This window comes from Nostoc sp. DedQUE12b (genome assembly GCF_034530835.1).
Classification (GTDB): domain Bacteria; phylum Cyanobacteriota; class Cyanobacteriia; order Cyanobacteriales; family Nostocaceae; genus Nostoc.
Genome location: NZ_JAVRCI010000015.1, coordinates 56,144 through 74,810, shown reverse-complemented (window position 1 = coordinate 74,810; position 18,667 = coordinate 56,144). Strand labels below are relative to the sequence as shown.

At 40.5% G+C, this 18,667-nt stretch carries 17 protein-coding genes; 9 read left to right on the top strand and 8 right to left on the bottom strand.

The annotated features are described in order from the left end of the window. Positions 1-256: 256 nt before the first annotated feature. Both RMY16_RS10560 and RMY16_RS10555 read left to right on the top strand, forming a co-directional pair. Entirely contained in the window at positions 257-1,000 is a 744-nt protein-coding gene (locus tag RMY16_RS10560) for a class I SAM-dependent methyltransferase (RefSeq protein ID WP_322736306.1), read from the top strand. 121 nt (positions 1,001-1,121) lie between these two features. After that, on the top strand, positions 1,122-2,168 hold the full coding sequence (locus tag RMY16_RS10555) for a glycosyltransferase family 4 protein (protein WP_416211658.1): 1,047 nt from the start codon (positions 1,122-1,124) through the stop codon (positions 2,166-2,168). 83 nt (positions 2,169-2,251) lie between these two features. Here the strand turns inward: RMY16_RS10555 and RMY16_RS10550 are convergent, their stop codons facing one another. Beyond that, positions 2,252-3,166 carry an LD-carboxypeptidase gene (locus tag RMY16_RS10550; protein WP_322736304.1) on the bottom strand — a complete coding sequence of 305 codons (915 nt, stop codon included), beginning with the start codon at positions 3,164-3,166 and terminating at the stop codon, positions 2,252-2,254. A gap of 29 nt (positions 3,167-3,195) precedes the next feature. Further along, positions 3,196-4,665: a D-alanyl-D-alanine carboxypeptidase/D-alanyl-D-alanine-endopeptidase gene (gene dacB / locus RMY16_RS10545; protein WP_322736303.1), complete on the bottom strand. Its 1,470-nt coding sequence runs from the start codon at positions 4,663-4,665 to the stop codon at positions 3,196-3,198. Between the two features lie 239 nt (positions 4,666-4,904). Here dacB and RMY16_RS10540 point away from each other — a divergent pair, with 239 nt between their 5' ends. Then, positions 4,905-5,504, top strand: a complete 600-nt coding sequence (locus RMY16_RS10540) for a hypothetical protein (RefSeq protein ID WP_322736330.1) — start codon at positions 4,905-4,907, stop codon at positions 5,502-5,504. A 147-nt stretch (positions 5,505-5,651) separates the two neighbouring features. Here the strand turns inward: RMY16_RS10540 and RMY16_RS10535 are convergent, their stop codons facing one another. From RMY16_RS10535 to RMY16_RS10525, 3 genes are all read right to left on the bottom strand, one after another. After that, positions 5,652-6,167, bottom strand: coding sequence for a hypothetical protein (locus tag RMY16_RS10535; RefSeq protein WP_322736302.1), 516 nt, complete (start codon positions 6,165-6,167; stop codon positions 5,652-5,654). Positions 6,168-6,184: 17 nt separating this feature from the next. Beyond that, the gene (locus RMY16_RS10530) at positions 6,185-7,426 is read right to left on the bottom strand and encodes an ATP-binding protein (protein WP_322736301.1); all 1,242 of its coding nucleotides are present in this window, start codon (positions 7,424-7,426) and stop codon (positions 6,185-6,187) included. 189 nt (positions 7,427-7,615) lie between these two features. After that, a complete protein-coding gene (locus tag RMY16_RS10525; protein WP_322736300.1) occupies positions 7,616-9,214 on the bottom strand; it encodes an alkaline phosphatase in 1,599 nt (532 codons plus the stop codon). A gap of 265 nt (positions 9,215-9,479) precedes the next feature. Between RMY16_RS10525 and RMY16_RS10520 the strand changes: the two genes are divergently transcribed. After that, entirely contained in the window at positions 9,480-10,382 is a 903-nt protein-coding gene (locus RMY16_RS10520) for an ABC transporter ATP-binding protein (RefSeq protein ID WP_322736299.1), read from the top strand. 2 nt (positions 10,383-10,384) lie between these two features. Here the strand turns inward: RMY16_RS10520 and RMY16_RS10515 are convergent, their stop codons facing one another. Continuing rightward, complete coding sequence (locus RMY16_RS10515) at positions 10,385-11,065, bottom strand: tetratricopeptide repeat protein (RefSeq protein WP_322662923.1); 681 nt, start codon at positions 11,063-11,065, stop codon at positions 10,385-10,387. A 670-nt stretch (positions 11,066-11,735) separates the two neighbouring features. Here RMY16_RS10515 and RMY16_RS10510 point away from each other — a divergent pair. Beyond that, a complete protein-coding gene (locus RMY16_RS10510; protein ID WP_100900674.1) occupies positions 11,736-12,062 on the top strand; it encodes a YbjQ family protein in 327 nt (108 codons plus the stop codon). Between the two features lie 335 nt (positions 12,063-12,397). Further along, complete coding sequence (locus RMY16_RS10505; RefSeq protein WP_322736298.1) at positions 12,398-13,030, top strand: hypothetical protein; 633 nt, start codon at positions 12,398-12,400, stop codon at positions 13,028-13,030. Between the two features lie 452 nt (positions 13,031-13,482). Here RMY16_RS10505 and RMY16_RS10500 read toward each other — a convergent pair whose 3' ends face one another. Both RMY16_RS10500 and sufR read right to left on the bottom strand, forming a co-directional pair. Next, positions 13,483-13,743, bottom strand: a complete 261-nt coding sequence (locus tag RMY16_RS10500; protein WP_322736297.1) for a hypothetical protein — start codon at positions 13,741-13,743, stop codon at positions 13,483-13,485. 103 nt (positions 13,744-13,846) lie between these two features. Beyond that, entirely contained in the window at positions 13,847-14,530 is a 684-nt protein-coding gene (sufR, locus tag RMY16_RS10495) for an iron-sulfur cluster biosynthesis transcriptional regulator SufR (RefSeq protein ID WP_322736296.1), read from the bottom strand. A gap of 438 nt (positions 14,531-14,968) precedes the next feature. Between sufR and sufB the strand changes: the two genes are divergently transcribed. From sufB to sufD, 3 genes are all read left to right on the top strand, one after another. Beyond that, positions 14,969-16,408, top strand: coding sequence for a Fe-S cluster assembly protein SufB (gene sufB / locus RMY16_RS10490; protein WP_322736295.1), 1,440 nt, complete (start codon positions 14,969-14,971; stop codon positions 16,406-16,408). Positions 16,409-16,500: 92 nt separating this feature from the next. Next, positions 16,501-17,292, top strand: a complete 792-nt coding sequence (sufC, locus tag RMY16_RS10485; RefSeq protein ID WP_322662932.1) for a Fe-S cluster assembly ATPase SufC — start codon at positions 16,501-16,503, stop codon at positions 17,290-17,292. After that, a complete protein-coding gene (gene sufD / locus RMY16_RS10480) occupies positions 17,292-18,656 on the top strand; it encodes a Fe-S cluster assembly protein SufD (RefSeq protein ID WP_322736294.1) in 1,365 nt (454 codons plus the stop codon). Before sufC ends, sufD begins: the two co-directional genes overlap by 1 nt. Positions 18,657-18,667 lie beyond the last annotated feature (11 nt).

Here is an 18,667-nt window from a genome sequence, read left to right as displayed (position 1 = left end):
TTAATTAAGACAAATTATCGGAAAAACTTCTGCGTTTTAGAATATATTGCTTGCTCAAATATATATAGCAATCTTATTTGAGTTGTAAATATTCTCAGTTCGCCAAAATATCAAAATAACAAGGAAAGAAATTTAAGAATCATTTAGGCCTGCCACATACTGCATTTTGTACTAATCTTTACAAGCGATAATAAGTTAAATTGGTATACATTTATTTTATAATAGAATGCGTTGATTTGAATGTGACACAAATTTTATGGGAAACTTTCCTATGCCTTCTTTCTTAAGTAGCTATTTAGAAAATTCATTTCACTTTAAGGCTCATCTACAAGACTTTTTACATCTAGATCCGGAAACTATAGAGACAAAATTAGCAGCAGAACAAGAAGAAATAAAAAACTTAGGACACAAAGATTTTAATTGGCAAGAAGCAAGTGATTTCTATCGTGATAAAGTAGGAGAACTTTACTTATTTGAATTGGGAGCTTGGCATCTGTCAAGTCATGAGTATATTGGAGATATGTTGCGGTTGATTGCAGATTCTGCCCAAGGTCGAGTGTTAGATTTTGGTGGTGGAATAGGAACTCATGCCCTTGGCGCTGCTCTTTGCCCACAAGTTGAGCAAGTAATCTATTATGATATTAATCCGATCAATCGTGATTTTGTTCAGTATCGCTCTGAGAAAATGGGACTGGACAAAAAAATAGTTTTTGCTCTTGAAATGCCCGTAAAAGCTAAATTTGATACAATTTTGTGCTTTGATGTTTTAGAACATTTGTTAGATCCTAGCCAGCAGTTATTACAATTTTATCAAGCTTTGAACTCTGATGGTAAGATGATAGTGAATTGGTATTTCTTTAAAGGTTTTAATCAAGAATACCCTTTTCATTTAGATGATCCTAAAGTAGTAGAAACATTTTTCCATACACTTCAAAGTCACTTTTTAGAGGTTTTTCACCCTTACTTGATTACAACTCGTTGCTATAAGAAGCAGAGTTAAATTCGACTTCGTGTCTTTTGGGTGAAGCCATATCAAAACCCAATAAGTACGTTGTTTAGGTGAAAAAATGATGTTTATGAAAATACATTAATGACCGCAAATGTACCATAAATTATTATTTATGTCTACCCCAATGGGTGCGCTAGGTTCAGGATTGGGAGGTGGAGTAGAGTTAACGCTATCTAATATTGCTACAGAGATGCTACGACGAGGACATAAATTAGAGATTGTTGCACCGCAAGGGTCTATTAGCAATTCATTACCTATTAGAGAAATTCCTGGAGAACTAATACAGATACCAGCGCAAAATCAGAGCCGTAGCGATCCAATTGTGCTGCATAAAAATTCTGTTTTAGCGAATATGTGGGATTATGCTCGTCAAGTGCAAGCAGATTATGATTTGATTATGAATTTTGCTTATGATTGGTTGCCACTGTATTTAACACCATTTTTTAATATTCCGATCGCACATCTGATCAGTATGGGTTCTTTGACAGATGTTATGGATCAGATTATTGAACAAGTAGCAATCAATTTTCCGAATACTATCGGTGTTCATAGTCAAACACAGGCAGCTACTTTCACATTTGCAGAGCGGTGTATTTGTCTGCTAAACGGTTTGGATTTATCTATTTATCAATTTTGCCCAAAACCAACTCAAACCTTGGCGTGGGTAGGTAGAATAGCTCCTGAGAAAGGGCTAGAAGATGCAGTAGCAGCAGCAGAAATCACTGGTATTACGCTGAAAATATTTGGGTTTAAACAGGATATATCTTACTGGGAGAAAATTTGTCAAGAATACTCTAATGCTCCCATTGAATATGTAGGATTTTTACCAACGGTTGAGCTACAAAAGGAGTTAGGTCAATGTCGAGGACTTTTAGTAACTCCTCGTTGGATAGAAGCATTTGGAAATGTAGCAATAGAGGCACTTGCTTGTGGAGTGCCTTTAATTGCTTACCGTCGGGGTGGTTTAACAGAAATTGTCCAGGAAGGCAAAACTGGCTTTATAGTGGAACCTGATCGTGTTCAAGGTTTAGTAGAAGCGATTAAGCATTTAGATGAAATTGACCGCCAAGCATGTCGCCAGCAAGCAGAAACTCTATACTCTTTAAAAGCTATGGGTGATCGCGTAGAACAATGGTTTCAAAAAATCCTGAAAAAATGAATAGTAGTAATGTGCTTTAACTTGGATATTATTTGATTTTATGTACCATCCAAACTTTTTGTGATAAAAATATTTGCGGGAAACTATGGTGCGTAGCTTGCCGCCGTAGGCATCGCTAATATTCCCGCATCTCCATCTAAAGTTACCTCTACTCCCACTGGTAAGGCTGCATTGGGATTATCATGGCCAAAAGGCAAATCGGAGACAATGGGAATCCCTAAATCGCCCAAGCGATCGCGCAACACTTCTTCTACACTAAAACTAGATATAGTTGGTGGCGCTTCACAACGAGTAAAACCCCCCAAAGCAATACCGCAGACTTGAGACAAAGCACCGCTCAAACGCCACTGCGTCAGCATCCTATCAATCCGATAAGGTGCTTCCGTAACATCCTCGAAGGCCAGAATCACACCATCCAGATGTGGCAAGATTGGTGTACCCAAAAGGTGAGTAGCCACCGTCAGATTACCCGGCAATAAAGTACCATTAACCACACCACCACCCCAACCGCAACCTTTAAGAGGGGTAAAAAAACTACCTTCTACCCAATCAAATAATCGCTTAATTGACCAATCTGACTCATCTGCCAAAGTTGTCATTACAGGACCGTGAACGCCAGAAATTCCTGCTGTATAAAGGCTCCATAATAAAGCTGTGATATCAGAAAAGCCTATAAGCCACTTGGGAGGCCCTGAGTTTGGCCAATTCCAATTTTCTAAGATGCGGGTGCTGCCAAAACCACCTCTGGCACAGAGAATACCCCGACAATCAGGATCTTGCCATGCTGCTGCTAGCTGTTGACGGCGATTTTCGTCTGTTCCTGCTAGATAACCCCATTTGTCATCTATCTGGGGACTGACTTTTAATTGATAACCACGCGATCGCCAAATTTCTAGACTCTGTTTAAATTCCTCAAATTCTCGCAAAGCACCACTAGGCGCAATTACTCGTAGTAAGTCTCCAGGTTTTAGCGGCGGTGGTAAAATTTTGGCTGGCATGAAAAAAGTTATGAGTCAAAAGTATAATATTAACAATGCTGCAACTGTGTCAACAATACAACAACCTCATCAATTGCCTGCCGTATAACTGTTGCAGACTGATCCGACTGATTCACGATAATACTAAAAACTAGCGGCTCATACTTCGGCGCATTCATATATCCAGATAGAGAAACTACACCTGTTAACGTACCTGTTTTTGCTTGCACAATCCCCTCAGCAGCTGTTTCTTGAAAGCGGCCCTTCAGAGTTCCACTTTTACCCGCCACAGGTAAAGATGCCCGATATGTATATGCTGTTGGGGTTTTTGCAATTGCCCGCAAAGTTTGTACAAAAGCTTCTGGTGTTGCTAAGTTACGACGTGATAAACCTGAACCATCCACTAAAATGTAATTAGCTGGATCAACCCCCAATTTAGTTAAACTTGCTTTGACAACTTCTAAACCGACATCAGCACTAGTCTGATTTTTTAGTCTGGTTTTTTTCACAGCTAATGCTCTCAGCACTGCTTCAGCATAAAGATTATTACTATTTAAATTAGTTTCTGCTAATAATTCAGCTAGAGGTGGTGACTCTACAAATGCGATTTCTTGTTGATTCGCACCACCATTTACTACTAATGTTTGTCCCAAGTTAATTTTTTCTGTTGCTAAAGCAGTACGAAAACGTCGTAAGAAGTAATAGTTAGGGTCAACTATAGGCAAATCTATTAAAGAGGGTTCAGAATTCGTTGCCAGTTGTCCTTGAATTCGTAATACTGTTCCTGACAATTCGCGGGTAACATTGACGTAGCTCGGTTGATTTTGGGGAACGGTTACTGACTGATTAATTATCCGCCACTGTTTCGCTTCACCAGGATCAATCCACACTAATTGTAAATATTTACCTACAGCCTGCGGTACAAGTTTTAAGCTAAAAATATTTTGATTCAGAATAAAGCTACTAACTGGTGTGCCATAATCTGACTGCACATCTTCCCATTGCCAGGTGGGGTTAACAATATCACCTTGAATATAACTATCATCAGCAATCAACTGCTGAATTTGGGTAATACCTTTCTTTTTTAACTGCTGTGCTAATTTTTGTAGTTCTGTATCGCTGAAGCTAGGATCTCCCCTACCGACAACACGTAAAACACCATTGCTATTCTGATAAATAGAGGTGCGAATCCGAAAATTAGCACCCAATTCCTGCAACGCGGCTGCTGTTGTCAGCAATTTGAGGTTAGACGCAGGAGTAAAATATTTTTGAGCATCTCGGCTGTAAAGAGTTGGCCCCGTTGACAGGGGTTGTACCAAAATTCCCCAGCGCACCCGACTAAATAAGGGACGATTGATTACAGCATCTATAGCTGTTCCCAGTTGGCTAGAGCAAATTGATTTTGTGGTAGTTGTTGGTGCAACTGGGGTTTGTGCTTTCGCAATAGAACTAAATCCTATCTGGCTAGTCAAAAATATTAATAAAACACCCAGTGGTTGATTTAAAGTCTTAAGTCTCACCAATTTTCCTTATCCCAAAGACAGATATTTTTACCTTACAAACAATTTCCTTCCGGAGAGAGAAGAATTGGCTCAGTAAAGTTACTTAATTAGTATAGGGAAGATATTCACATGTTTCATACATAGGCATAGGCGATGTCTACGACGGGCTGCGCCTACGCACAAACATATTTATGGGACTACAAAATAGAAACCTAAATCAACCTGCATATACAGAAATACGAAATCGAGGCAACGGTGTGAGTACATTTTTATCTGGTGTAGCTGTATTACTCTCTACTTTGGCTTTGGGATGTAGCGGCTATGTAGCTTATGAAGTTTTCACGTTGCGGCAGACACTAAATGCTACCAATACAGCCAGTAACATTATTCCCGCTCAAGTGCCAAGTCTGACAGCTACAACTTCTCCACAAGCAACAGTCTCACCATCCCCAGCTAGTGCTACAACATCAGCAATTAGCCCTGGTCAATTTGTGCAGCCTGCTTTTGGCAAAAAGGCAGAAGTTGAGTTACTTTCAGCAAAACGAATTAAAGATCCAGAAACTGGAAACCGTGATGTGGTAAATCTGCAAATGCGTATTCGTCGCCTTGCCACAGACGGAGTTGTTGGTAGCGATATTATCTCAGTGGCTAGTACAACAGCCCGCAATCCTGACACTAGCGTAACCTACAAAGGAGTTGCTCTTAACCGTTCAACAGGAAGCGTTTCTTTGTTCCAAGTACGTCCGCAAGCCTCCGCAGATGCTTATATCTGGCTAAGAGTTCCCGATGGTATCAATAATTTGGACATTTTTGTGCCAGATACAGCCGCATTTAAAAATGTACCAATTTCATTTTAGCTAGCTCAGCGATGTCAAATGACTCCCCTTGATGGGGAGTCATTAGTCGTTGATTATACAAGATAATGCTTTAGTTCTCTAAATAGTAGCCTGCAACCGTGAGCAGAAGTCTGAGACATAATCAAATTTCCAAAACTCAAGGATATTTTACCTTTTTGTTCGACTGCTACGACGCGTAGGTGGCTGCGGTGGCGGTGGTTCTTGAGATTTTAGCTTGTCATCATCAGTCAAAAATTCTACATAGAAACCCTTTTGGTGATAGTGCCAACCCAAGATGACAATACTAGCATCACCCATAGAAGTCTTTTCTACAGCTTGATTGGGGAATTTAGCGGCTAAGTTTTTCAATTCTTCCTCCTCCCAAAGGACAATTTGCTCACGGAACTTAGCCCAAGGTGTGGTTTCATCAGCCGCATAAGTTATGATTTCAGCAAATTTATGAGCTGCTATACGTTTACTTTCTGAATTTGCTGTTTTAGCCTGTGCAATGTGATTACCTGTTTCTATAACAGCAGCTAAAGGAAGTACCAGCGTTGTTGATTTGGCGATTTCTGTCTGAATTTTTTGATTTACACGTTCAAAATCCCATTCATTATTACCAGCAGTTTCTCTACCTGGAACTTGTAACCAAACGCATAAAAGCGATGTATCGATTAGTAGCACCTTTCTTATATTAGTAACTATTCAGTATGAGAAAGGCTTCTTTCAATTGCACCCTTAGTTGTCATATCACCCAAAGAATATGATGCAAATAACTTAGAAAAATTATCAATATCTTCTAAAAGTGTAAGCTTGCTTTCTCCAGTTTCATTATCGCGGTGTGCGACAACTACAAAAGGAACTATCTCTGGGCCTAAAGCATCAAGTAAAGCTGGGTTATGGGTAGTAAGTAAAATATCAATTTTTCTTTTGCTGCCAATCTCTCGCAGTATTTTTACAAGTAATTCTGCACGCGAGGGATGAAGCCCGTTATCTATTTCTTCAATTACTATTTGACTACCTTCTGGCCGAGTAAGTAGTGCTGTTAGTATTGCTATAAAGCGTAAAGTTCCATCTGACATACTTCTAGCATCAATCTCTGTAATATGACCAGGTTTCCATTCTTCTTGACAGTAGAGCATGGCATCAGTGCCAAATCTACCCACTTTTTCTGCCCATATTTTCTGAATATCTCCTTCTGGTAAATATTTGAGGTAGTGAGATAGAGTTGATTCTACTTTATCTTTTCGCTCATCTGGTAATAATCCTGCTAGGACACCTGCAATATTTGAAGCATCGCTTTCTAGAGTGTCAGATATTAGCGAATATGATCTCATCGTAGAAGGTATAGGGTTTAAAACAAAAACTTTTTCTAATGAGCTAGTAACTAAATAATTGATTTGTCGAATTTTATCAGAAACCTCATTATCACTTATCAAGTGATATCTTTTACGAATTTCATCTATCCCTTTTCCTGTTGCTCTACCCCTTCCTGGCATTGAGTTCAACGCACTTCTAACCGGAATAAAACTATCTTTATTTTGGATTGAAAAGTCACTCAATATATTTGAATTTCCCGATTGTACATCTATTATTTGTATAAATTCTTGGACAGTTATTACGACAGGTTGTGTTTGTATTTTTATTGCATACAAATAATCCGTATTTTCATCTTCACCCTGAACTATAAATTTTAATATAAACTCGGTTTCTGGTTTAAGCGCTGCCCAATCTACACCACCTCGAATAGATGGAAGCGTTTTATCTCCTACTAAAGCTGCTTCAATATTTTCACCTCTAGCAATTCTTTGTAAAAATTCAAAAACTTCAATCACATTAGATTTACCACTTGCATTTGTACCAATCAGAACAGTCAATGGGTCAAGTGGAAGCTCGGCATAACGGAAACTTTTCCAATTTTCTAAGATGAGTTGCTTAAGCATGATCAACTCCAAAACTCTACCTACTTAAATTTAGCTCCTAACAGTAGCGTTGGCAAAGCCCGCCGTAGGCATCGCACAATTTTTTATCCTTCAACATCCCACCCAAAAAACAGCAAAGCCAGCAGACAAAGTAAAAAATTGCTTAATTACTCTATCTAACTGGCGACATCTCACTGTGATTTTGGCGATTTATTTTTCTGGCGGTAAATCTACACTGTAAACAGTCTTCCCAGCCAAATTACGCAATGTTACTGTCATCACTTTTGTATTTCCATCAATTTTAACTCCTCCAAAGAATTGCAAACCTTCACTTGGCGGTCGATTTGCTTTTGTACCTGGAGGGAGGCTTTGAAATATCAATTGTGGGCCAAAAGTATTTTCTAATTCGTTTGGCCCAAATGTGCCAGAGTTAAGCGGCCCAGCAACAAACTCCCAAAAAGGCTTAAAGTCGGTAAACTGAGCTTTAGCGGGGTCGTAATAGTGAGCTGCTGCATAATGTACATCAGCAGTTAACCAAACAACATTCTGGATATTTTTGTTTTTGATAAATCGTAGCAAATCGGCAAGTTCTAATTCTCTTCCTAAAGCTGGCCCATCTCCATTGGCCCAAGCTTCAAAATCAGTACTACCGTCTTTAACTATTAATCCCAAAGGCATATCACTAGCAATCACTTTCCATGTTGCTTTTGATGATAGCAATTGTCTTTTCAACCATTGCAATTGTTTTTTGCTCAAAAAGTCTGTTTCTTTACTTGGTACTGGCTGATTATTCGGGGAATTTGGCCCCCGATAGGTGCGCTCATCCAACATGAAAATGTCTAATAATGGGCCATAGTTGAAAGAGCGATAAATTTTCGTTTTCTCTGGATTATTGTTTTCATATCCAATAGGCAGATATTCTAAAAAGGCTTGTCTTGCCCTTTGAGCTAGCAAGTTAACATCCTTAACTGTATAACGGTCATCGCTTAGAAATTCACCAGGATACCAGTTATTTGTGGTTTCGTGGTCGTCCCACTGCGCCAATATAGGAACTTCAGCATTGAAACGCTTGATGTTTTTATCAAGCAAATTGTATATATAGTTGCCACGAAATTCTGTTAGGGTTTCTGCTACTTTGGATTTTTCTGGTGTGGTGATGTTTTTCCAAATTGTGCCGTCATCTAGAGTCACTTCTGATTGAATGGGGCCATCAGCATAAATATTATCGCCAGAATGGATGAAAAAATTGGGATGAAGTTGGCGCATAGTTTCGTAAATTTTCATTCCACCAAAATCAGGATTAATACCCCATCCTTGACCGGCGGTGTCGCCACCCCAAACAAAGAATATATCTCGTTTAGATTTGGGGGGAGTTCGGAAACTACCATAAAAAGGATCGCTGTAGGTGCGTTGATAATCTAAATCTTGGAAAATCACCCGATAAAATAATTTTTGGTCTGGTGGCAGGTTCCTCAGATAAAGTCGTGCTGTAAAGTCGCTATTTTTTAAAGCATTGGGCCCGACAACTCGCTGCACATTGCGAAAAGATTCGCTAGTAGAATATTCTACAATCATTTTGGCAGAGCGATCGCTCCGACTCCAAATCACGATGCTATCGTTAGATATGTCTCCGCTAGCTACACCATAAGGTATGCCAGGACGCATTTTATCAGAGGTGATAATTGCAGGTGCTTCGCCAAAAACTGGTGATTTAGCAACAAAATTTGTGGAAATAATTCCACCGGCTGTGATAGCTGAACGTAGCAAAAACTGACGCCGATTTAGCTTCAATGGGTGATGAGATTCCATACTAAATAACAGCAACCTTAAACTAAAGTATTACAGGATAAGTGTTTACCACACCTTGTTATGTCAACAAGTAAAGATTGAGTTATCTAAGGGTTAATAAAATATATTTAGTTTGATGTAATCAGAATGGTAGTCTTGATTATGAACTGGTGTGAGCAAATTTATCCATGACCAAGCAAAAAAGGATACAGAGCAACTAAATTTATTTATGATCTGGTTAATTTTTAATTTTTAATTTTTAATTTTTAATTCGGAGCGAAGCGACATGACTGCTGCTGTCTTTCTAGAAAACGTCTACAAGTTTTACAACAATGTACCTGTAGTCAATGACCTGTCATTCCAAATTGAAGCGGGAGAGATATTTGCTCTACTTGGCCCGAACGGTGCAGGGAAATCAACCACAATTCGGATGCTGACTACACTTACGAAACCATCCCAAGGACGCATAGAAGTAGGTGGATATGATGTGATGCGCCAAGTAACGTTGGCAAAACAGAGTATTGGCGTTGTCTTGCAACAAGTCAGTGTGGATAACGATTTAACCGTCTGGGAAAATATGGAACTGCACGGGAGGCTACATCACATTAGCAACCCGCAGCGACAAAAATTGATTAATCAATGGCTAGAGTATGTTGAGCTAGCAGAAAAACGTGATGATTTGGTAAAAACCCTGTCTGGGGGTATGAAACGACGGTTGCAAATTGCCAGAGCCTTATTGCATCAACCGCAAATTTTGTTTTTAGATGAACCAACCGTAGGACTAGACCCCCAGACCAGGCGACGCCTCTGGGAAATTATTCGGGATTTAAATAAACAAGGGATGACGATGCTACTGACGACCCATTATATGGATGAGGTCGAATTTTTGTGCGATGCCTTTGGTTCTACTAAGCCAGGACGCATCGGTATTATGGATAGCGGTAAGCTGATTTCTTTGGGAACTTTACAACAGCTGCGTTCTGCTCACGGTGAAGGTTTGGTGATGAAACAATTAGGTGTATCTAATGTGGGAAGTGATGGCGCTCGTAATTGGGAATATCTGTTTTTCCCATCCTTGGAAGCAGCAAATATCTACTTGAATGAACAGCCAGATAAAACTGGAATGATGGTGCGTCCCTCTAATCTGGAAGATATTTTTGTGGAATTAACGGGACGCCAGTTAGATTAACCTCATCCTCCTAACTGCCGCAGCATGGCTTCTACCCTTTCTACGCCATCTGAGTCATTGCGCCGTTTATACAAGTCACGGGCTTTCTGAAGCAAGCTGTTTGCTTGTTTGGCTTGTCGTCGCTGTTTATACATCGAACCCATCAACTCATAAGTCTGGGCGTTGTTTTTATCCAAATCGATTGCTTGTTGGTATGCCCAGGTAGCGGCATTATAGTCTCCCATACGCGATTGGGTCACAGCCAATCCTAAATAGGCGTTGACGTTGTTACGGTTCAGCTGTATGGCACGACGATAACCTTCCTTTGCCCCACGTGTGTCGCCCAAATTGGCTTTGATGTAACCCACAGCGTAGTAAAAATCACTATTGTTTGGGCTGATACCGATCGCACGACGATAAGCTGCTAATGCTGCCTGGTAATTTCCCTGTTGAGCGTATAAATACCCAATACCTGAATGGATTTTAGCATTCTTGGGGTCTATACTAGCTGCTTGCTGATAAACAGCGATCGCACCACCATAATCCCCGGCATTCACCAACCTCCGTCCTTCCTCCAGTAATTGCTTTAACTCTGGGTTTTTAGCTTGCGCCACTAATACCTGAGCCTGAGCTACTGAAGGTATAGTGAAAGTAAAACATCCTAGTAACACCACGCTAAACACGAATGATGTTGGCTTGTACACAGTAAATTTCCTGAAATTTTAAAGAACTTTTTTCTTGTACATTAAAACAAAAATATGGACTTTTGAAAACTGTATTTCTTCGTATTGATTAAGATATTAATAGTTCATGTTCCTTTCCTTTACAATTAGCACTACATAACAGAGTTTTTACTGAAAGATGAAGTGTAAGTGATCGGCAGCAGGTGAAAGTACCTTATATTTAAACTAGTACTCTCGCAAAATGACACCTTTTTTAATCAGTAGTTATACGTGTTACCTGGAAAAGCCCAACAGCCCAACAGGCATCTGGCTGAATCGTAGATGCTGATGTGCCAAGCTTAACAGGCTGTGATATTCATTCCTGTTTTTTATTTCATTTAAGAATATGCTGACTCAGTAGCCAATTTTTTCACATTTTTAGTCCCTTGATACTACCTTTATAAAAGTTATTATCTAGGCGTTTACATCTTTTTTTAGTCATTACAAGGTAAGATAAATATAAGCTGTAAAATGCTCCTTTAAGTACTGATTACTGTTTAGAACTATACTAAAGCCGAAAGCGTAATCTAAAATTATGTGAGATGAAGTTTCTCAAACCTGTATTCTGTAATAATAGTTACTATTAATCAAGTATTTTGATAAATACTTTGATAATAAATATTAAGATATATCCTATATAGGAGGTTAATTTATGATTATAACTACCACTGATGTAATTCAAGGAGCCGTGATTGAATCATATTTAGGTATTGTTACCGCAGAAGTAGTCTACGGCAGCAATTTCTTGCGGGATTTTTTGGCTGGTATTCGAGATATTATTGGTGGACGCACTGGTAGCTATGAGCGCCTATTTGAGCAGGGTCAACGCAAGGCATTAGAAGAATTAGAACAACGAGCGCAACGCTTAGGAGCAAATGCTGTAATTGGGATTGAAATTGATACTGGCACAATCAATCTCGACCAGTCAGGAGTGCTTTTGCTGATTACTGCCACAGGCACAGCTGTCAGGATGCGTTAATTTTTGACGATCTTTACTTTTGAAATTTCTTACAAAGTTTTACTTTCAGTCTAATCTCATAGACAATTAAAGCTACTTTATTATCAGAATTAATACTCATCTTTTAATTTAAAATTTTTGTCTAGATGATTTTTAAATAATTCTTCAGAAATGAATAAGTACTAAATTGTATTAATAGTTGTGGAAGAAAGTCTGTTTTTACCACTAAAGATAGACCTATTAAATATTTCTATTGGTAGATATAAAAACAAATGATTTAGTTATTTAATTTTAAACATAAACATGAATATACCTAAACAGGAACTTTGCTGAAACAGCACTGGAGAACATAAGCTATGTCATACGTAAATCGTACAGGTAATGACGTTATTCCTACCGACCCTGTGGTAGCAGGCCGAGTAAGTGAATATCATGATCTTGTTCGCTGGGGACCGATTATTTCTGGTTTGTTGGTTGCTTTAGCCACTCAATTAATTTTGAGCTCTATAATTGGTGCATTTGCGGCAGGCGCAGTTGAAGGCTCAGGTGCACCCAGAACAATAGCCCCTAACGCTGCGGGTAATGCGGGGCTTTGGTCAACTATCGCTTTACTAATTTCCCTATTTACTGGTGGTTGGGTTACAGCCCGTGCTTGTGGGCCGATGAACCGCAATACGGCTCTTCTTAACGGCGCAATTCTTTGGGCAACGACTTTGGCAGTTAGCTCATGGCTTTTAGCAAGTGGAGTATCTGGTGCTTTTGGTGTTGCTGCTTCTAACGCTGGGGAAGTCATCAACCAGGTACAACAGCAAGGTGGCGTTAATGTACCCCAAGCAAACATCACTGCCCAACAAACTCGTGATGCAGCAGCTAATTTACGTTCGGGATTGTGGTGGTTTGTGTTTGGTTCTTTGCTGGGTTTAATAGCCTCAATGATAGGAGCTGTAACTGGCGCTCGTAGTCCTCGCGCTAATAATTACAATGCTTAAATAATTGTTTGAAAAATAAAATGTTTGTTATTTATTTTTCAATAAAAGCACCTTTTGCGAGGTGTTTTTTGTTTATTGTTAGCAGCATTGAGTATTTAAAAGGTTATAGCAAAGTGCTGAGGGCTGTTAGCGGTAGCGGCGCGTTTTAGCCCGTGCTGAGTAAAAACCCAGTCGTTTCAAGCCTTTGAGCAATCAACACTGTCCTAACCTATGTGATTACGGCTATATCACTCGAATATAGTTCAGTTAAAGGTTTTTGGTATTGATATTAAACCTGTAGAGATGTAAATTTTCGCGTCTTTAGCAAAAATATTGGGCTGAAATAAAGAGTATCCCAGCATATCTTATCTCTTAAAATTGCGCTTCTAAAAATATTTCTGTTTTTTAGAAGCGCAATCTTTTGTATGGTTACTTTTTACAAGTAAATGCAACGAAAATTTTACTACCGCAGATCACCATTTCAGATATGAACCTTCAATGCCCTGTTCACGTCTAATTTTGCCATCTTTTTCAAACCAGGCAATTACTTGCTGTGCTGTCAAATCTTCAATAGCAACGCTGTACTCTTGGGCAATATGCTTCAAAAGCTTAAGTGATGAAATTGTCAATCTTGTTAAAAACTTTTCTGCAGAAGACAACAACGCTGCATCTACTTTTGCTGACTCTTCTAGGGTTAAAAATTGTGTTGATGGTTGCTGTGGTGATACATCCATAAATGCTATCTCAAACTTAGTTGATTATTGATAATGGCTGGTTGCTATTCAGCTATTATCCATTACCACGGCTAGATGTAAACCGAGTTTATTTATGAGAGTTTTACTGACGAATTTGTACTAAATAGCCACAACGATGTTCGCCATCGATAATCCAGTGGGTGCGCTCTACGTTACAATCTGGTAAGACGGCTGCAAACATTTCTAATTCGTGACCACAGATGCTGGGGAAAGACTCGGCAACATTAGAAATGGCGCAGTTGTGCTCCATTAAGATAAAGCGATCGCTCTCAAAGCAGTCATTCACATCAACAGGGTGATACTCCGCCATGAAGCCTTCCGCTTTTCTCAACTCTACTAAGTTGGCTACACGTTCTCGCAGTGAACCGTTACCGACGCGAGCGCGGTATTCTTTGGCTTTACGCTGCCACTGTTTCTCTAAAATCGATTTAAATTGGTCGTCTCCTACCGTTTCGGCTAAGGTGTCTAGCAACGAAACCGCAAAATTTCCGCTTGCATCACCAAAGCGATCGCTCATTGTTCGATGCAAGCGATCGCGTCCTTGACGACTCAATTCATAAAGATGCTGCGGACGTCCCATCCCCGCCGTCTGCACTGATGTCGAATACAAAACTAGCTCCTCCGTCTCCAAATCTTTGAGATGGCGACGAATAGCTTGGGGGGTAACGTCTAAAACTTCAGCTAGCTCCAAAGCCGTTGCTTTTTCGTGTTTGTGCAGATACTCAAGGATATCTTGCTTGGTTGAGGACTGGTGGGTAGTCGCCATCTTCATGTGGTGCGAGACGTTCAGCGAACGCCCCAAAAATTAATTTCTTTGAAAATTTGACCGTGCCGATTTTGGATTTTGAGTCGCACCTTTGGTGCGCTTACAGCGCAACTTGGATTTTGGATTAAAAAAGTTTTCTGGTATATAGCCCGCTACGCGATCGTCAATCTAAAATCCTTGAGCCAAGCACCCTTGTGGTCTCTTTCAATCCCAAATTGCAAATCTAAAATCCAAAATTGTTTGACTTTGACAACATTGTTGTTGTTAATTTAGCGTAAAATAAAGATAGATTAAACAACATAGCTGTTGTTTTACTCTCCACCACTATTCTAGCAGCCGTGTAACCATTCCGTAACGGTAGATGGGAATCGGCTAAAGAAACCTCGTCTCCCATCCTTATAGAGAGATTCAAGTTCCGAACACGAGAGATTATTACTGATGAGTGCCACTGTCAAAACCTTAGTCAACCAACCCTACAAGTACGGCTTTGTCACGGACATTGAGGCCGACACTATTCCGCGTGGACTAGACGAGGACGTTATCCGCTTGATCTCCTCTAAGAAGAACGAGCCGCAGTTCATGCTAGATTTTCGCCTCAGAGCTTATCGCCAGTGGCAAAAAATGACGGAACCAACTTGGCCTAATGTCAAGTATCCGCCAATAAATTATCAGGATATCATTTATTACTCAGCGCCAAAACGCAAGAAAGAAAAACTAAACAGCTTGGATGAAGTCGATCCAACCCTTTTAGAAACCTTCGAGAAGTTAGGCATTTCTCTATCTGAACAGAAACGACTGGCAAACGTCGCCGTTGATGCAATTTTCGATAGCGTTTCTGTCGCCACTACATTTAAAGAAAAGCTAGCGGAAGATGGCGTTATTTTCTGCTCAATTTCTGAAGCGTTGCAAGAACACCCAGAACTGATCCAAAAGTACCTGGGTAGCGTTGTTCCTATAGCTGACAATTATTTTGCCGCCTTGAACGCCGCCGTATTTAGCGATGGTTCTTTTGTCTATATTCCTAAAGGCGTAAAATGCCCGATGGAACTGTCTACCTACTTCCGCATCAACTCTGGTGACACGGGACAATTTGAGCGGACTTTGATTGTCGCCGAAGAAGGTAGTTATGTTTCTTACCTCGAAGGTTGCACCGCACCGATGTATGACAGCAACCAGCTACACGCCGCAGTTGTGGAACTTGTCGCCCTGGACAACGCGGAAATTAAATATTCCACCGTGCAAAATTGGTACGCTGGAGATGCCAACGGTAAAGGTGGTATTTACAACTTTGTCACCAAACGCGGTTTGTGTCAGGGCGTTAATTCCAAGATTTCCTGGACTCAAGTAGAAACAGGTTCGGCAATTACTTGGAAATATCCTAGCTGTGTTTTGGTGGGTGATAACTCTGTGGGTGAGTTCTACTCGGTGGCGCTGACAAATAATATGCAGCAAGCTGATACGGGTACAAAGATGATTCACGTAGGTAAAAATACCCGCAGTACAATTATTTCTAAAGGAATCTCCGCAGGTAATTCTAGTAATAGCTATCGGGGTTTAGTGAAAGTTAATCCGACGGCTAAAGGGGCGAGAAATTATTCCCAGTGCGACTCAATGCTGATTGGGGATAATGCTCATGCAAATACTTTCCCTTATATCCAGGTGCAAAATAATACTGCGAAGGTAGAGCATGAAGCTTCTACTTCTAAGATTGGGGAAGATCAGTTATTTTACTTTGCTCAACGGGGTATTTCTTCAGAAGATGCCATTTCGATGATGGTTAGCGGCTTCTGTAAGGATGTTTTCAATCAGCTACCGATGGAGTTTGCTGTGGAAGCTGATAAGTTGTTGAGTTTGAAGTTGGAAGGCAGTGTTGGATAAATGGAAGCAAGGATAAACACAGAGACATCGGCGTTCTGTGTTTATCTTTTGGAAGAATGACGAACCGCAGAGGCGCAGAGAAGGGAGAGAAGATGATTATTGAAAATAGTGAAGTTGTGCTGTCAGTACGGAATCTGACGGCTAATGTTGATGGGACACCGATTTTAAAGGGTGTGAATCTGGAGGTGCGATCGGGTGAAATTCATGCGATTATGGGGCCGAATGGTTCTGGTAAGAGTACTTTTTCTAAGGTGTTGGCTGGACATCCGGCGTATGAGGTGACTGGCGGTGAAGTGATTTTCCAGGGGCAAAATCTGTTGGAGTTGGAGCCGGAAGAACGCGCTAGAAGTGGTGTGTTTTTGGCGTTTCAGTATCCGTTAGAAATTCCGGGTGTGAGCAATTTGGATTTCTTGCGGGTGGCGTACAATTCTCGTCGCAAGGCGCAAGGTTTAGAAGAAATAGACGCTTTTGATTTTGACGATTTGATTGAGGAAAAGCTGGATGTGGTGAAGATGAATTCCAGTTTTCTCAGTCGGAGTTTGAATGAAGGGTTTTCTGGTGGTGAGAAAAAGCGGAATGAAATTCTGCAAATGGCGCTGCTAGAACCAAAGTTAGGAATTTTGGATGAAACTGATTCGGGTTTGGATATTGACGCGCTCCGAATAGTGGCGAATGGGGTAAATCAACTGGCAAGTCCAGAAAATTCGACAATTTTGATTACTCACTATCAGCGATTACTCGATTATATTGTGCCTGATTTTGTGCATGTAATGGCACAGGGGCGAATTATTACCAGTGGTGGTAAAGAACTAGCGCTGGAATTAGAGTCTCGCGGTTATGACTGGGTGCTGGAAGAATTTGCAGCTGCTGAGGTGGGTGTGTAATGAATATTCAAATATCTCCTAGTCCAATACCTAATTCAAATGCAGTCAGTTTGACATCGATGTTAGATAGAGATGATTATCTGACTGGGTTGTTAAATCAAGTAACAGCAACTAAAACAGAAGGTTGGTTGCAGGAATTACGCCAAAGTGCTGCAAATTGGGTACGTCACTCGATTCTCCCGACTACCCGCGAGGAAGAATGGCGATTTACTGATTTGTCGTCTTTGCGAAAGGTGCAATTTAATAATGTAGAGGCGGGAAATTTTGCGTCTTTGCAGTTTGATATTTTGCCAGAGGCGGCTAATAGTCGTTTGGTATTTGTTAATGGCGTTTTTGCGCCGGAGTTATCCGCAGTTTCAGATTTACCATCTGGAATTGTGGTGAGTAATTTGGCTGGTTTGTCTGCGGTTGAGCAGGAAGGTGTACGGCAGTATTTAGCTCAAGCTGAGGGAGCGCAGGAAGTTTTTACTGCTCTCAATACGGCTGGAATAACTGATGCAGCTGTGGTGTGGGTGAAGAAGAATGTGGTAGTTGAAACGCCAATTCATTTGGTGTTTATTTCGGTTGTGGGGGAGACTGCGACGATTTCACAGCCGCGTTGTTTGGTGGTGGCGGAAAGTGGTTCGCAGGTGAGTTTAGTTGAAGAGTATGCGAACCGTAGAGGCGCAGAGGAAGGAGTTTACCTTACCAATGCAGTTACGGAAATTTGGGTTGGGGACAATGCCCAAGTGAGTCACACTAGGGTTGAGCAAGAAGGTGCAGAGGCTTTTCATATTGGGAAAACTGCGATCGCACAGGCTCGTGATAGCCGATATACTTGTCATGCCATAACTTTAGGTGCAAAGTTGTCACGGCATAATTTGGAGATTTTGCAAACTGGTGAGCAGACACAAACTACTCTCAATGGTTTGACGATAATTTATGGTAAGCAATTGTCTGATACTCACAGTGCGATCGCACTAAATTATCCTCACGGTACAAGTGAGCAATTGCATAAATGTATTGTAGGCGATCGCGCTCATGCAGTATTCAATGGTAAAGTTTTTGTACCCAAACCAGCGCAGTTAACAAATGCATCCCAGTTGAATCGCAATTTGCTGCTATCATCGAAAGCCAGAGTTGATACCAAACCCCAATTGGAAATTACGGCGGATAATGTCAAATGCGCTCACGGTGCTACCGTTAGCCAATTGGAAGATGATGAAATATTTTATCTGCAAAGCCGGGGAATTGATGAAAACGATGCTCGGAAGTTGTTAATTAATGCCTTCGCTGCTGAAGTTATCAATAAAATACCAGTTCCCTCTCTGCGAGAAATCCTTTTAAACACAGTGAATAATCTCAAGTCCCTGACTAATGAGTAATAACTAATCTA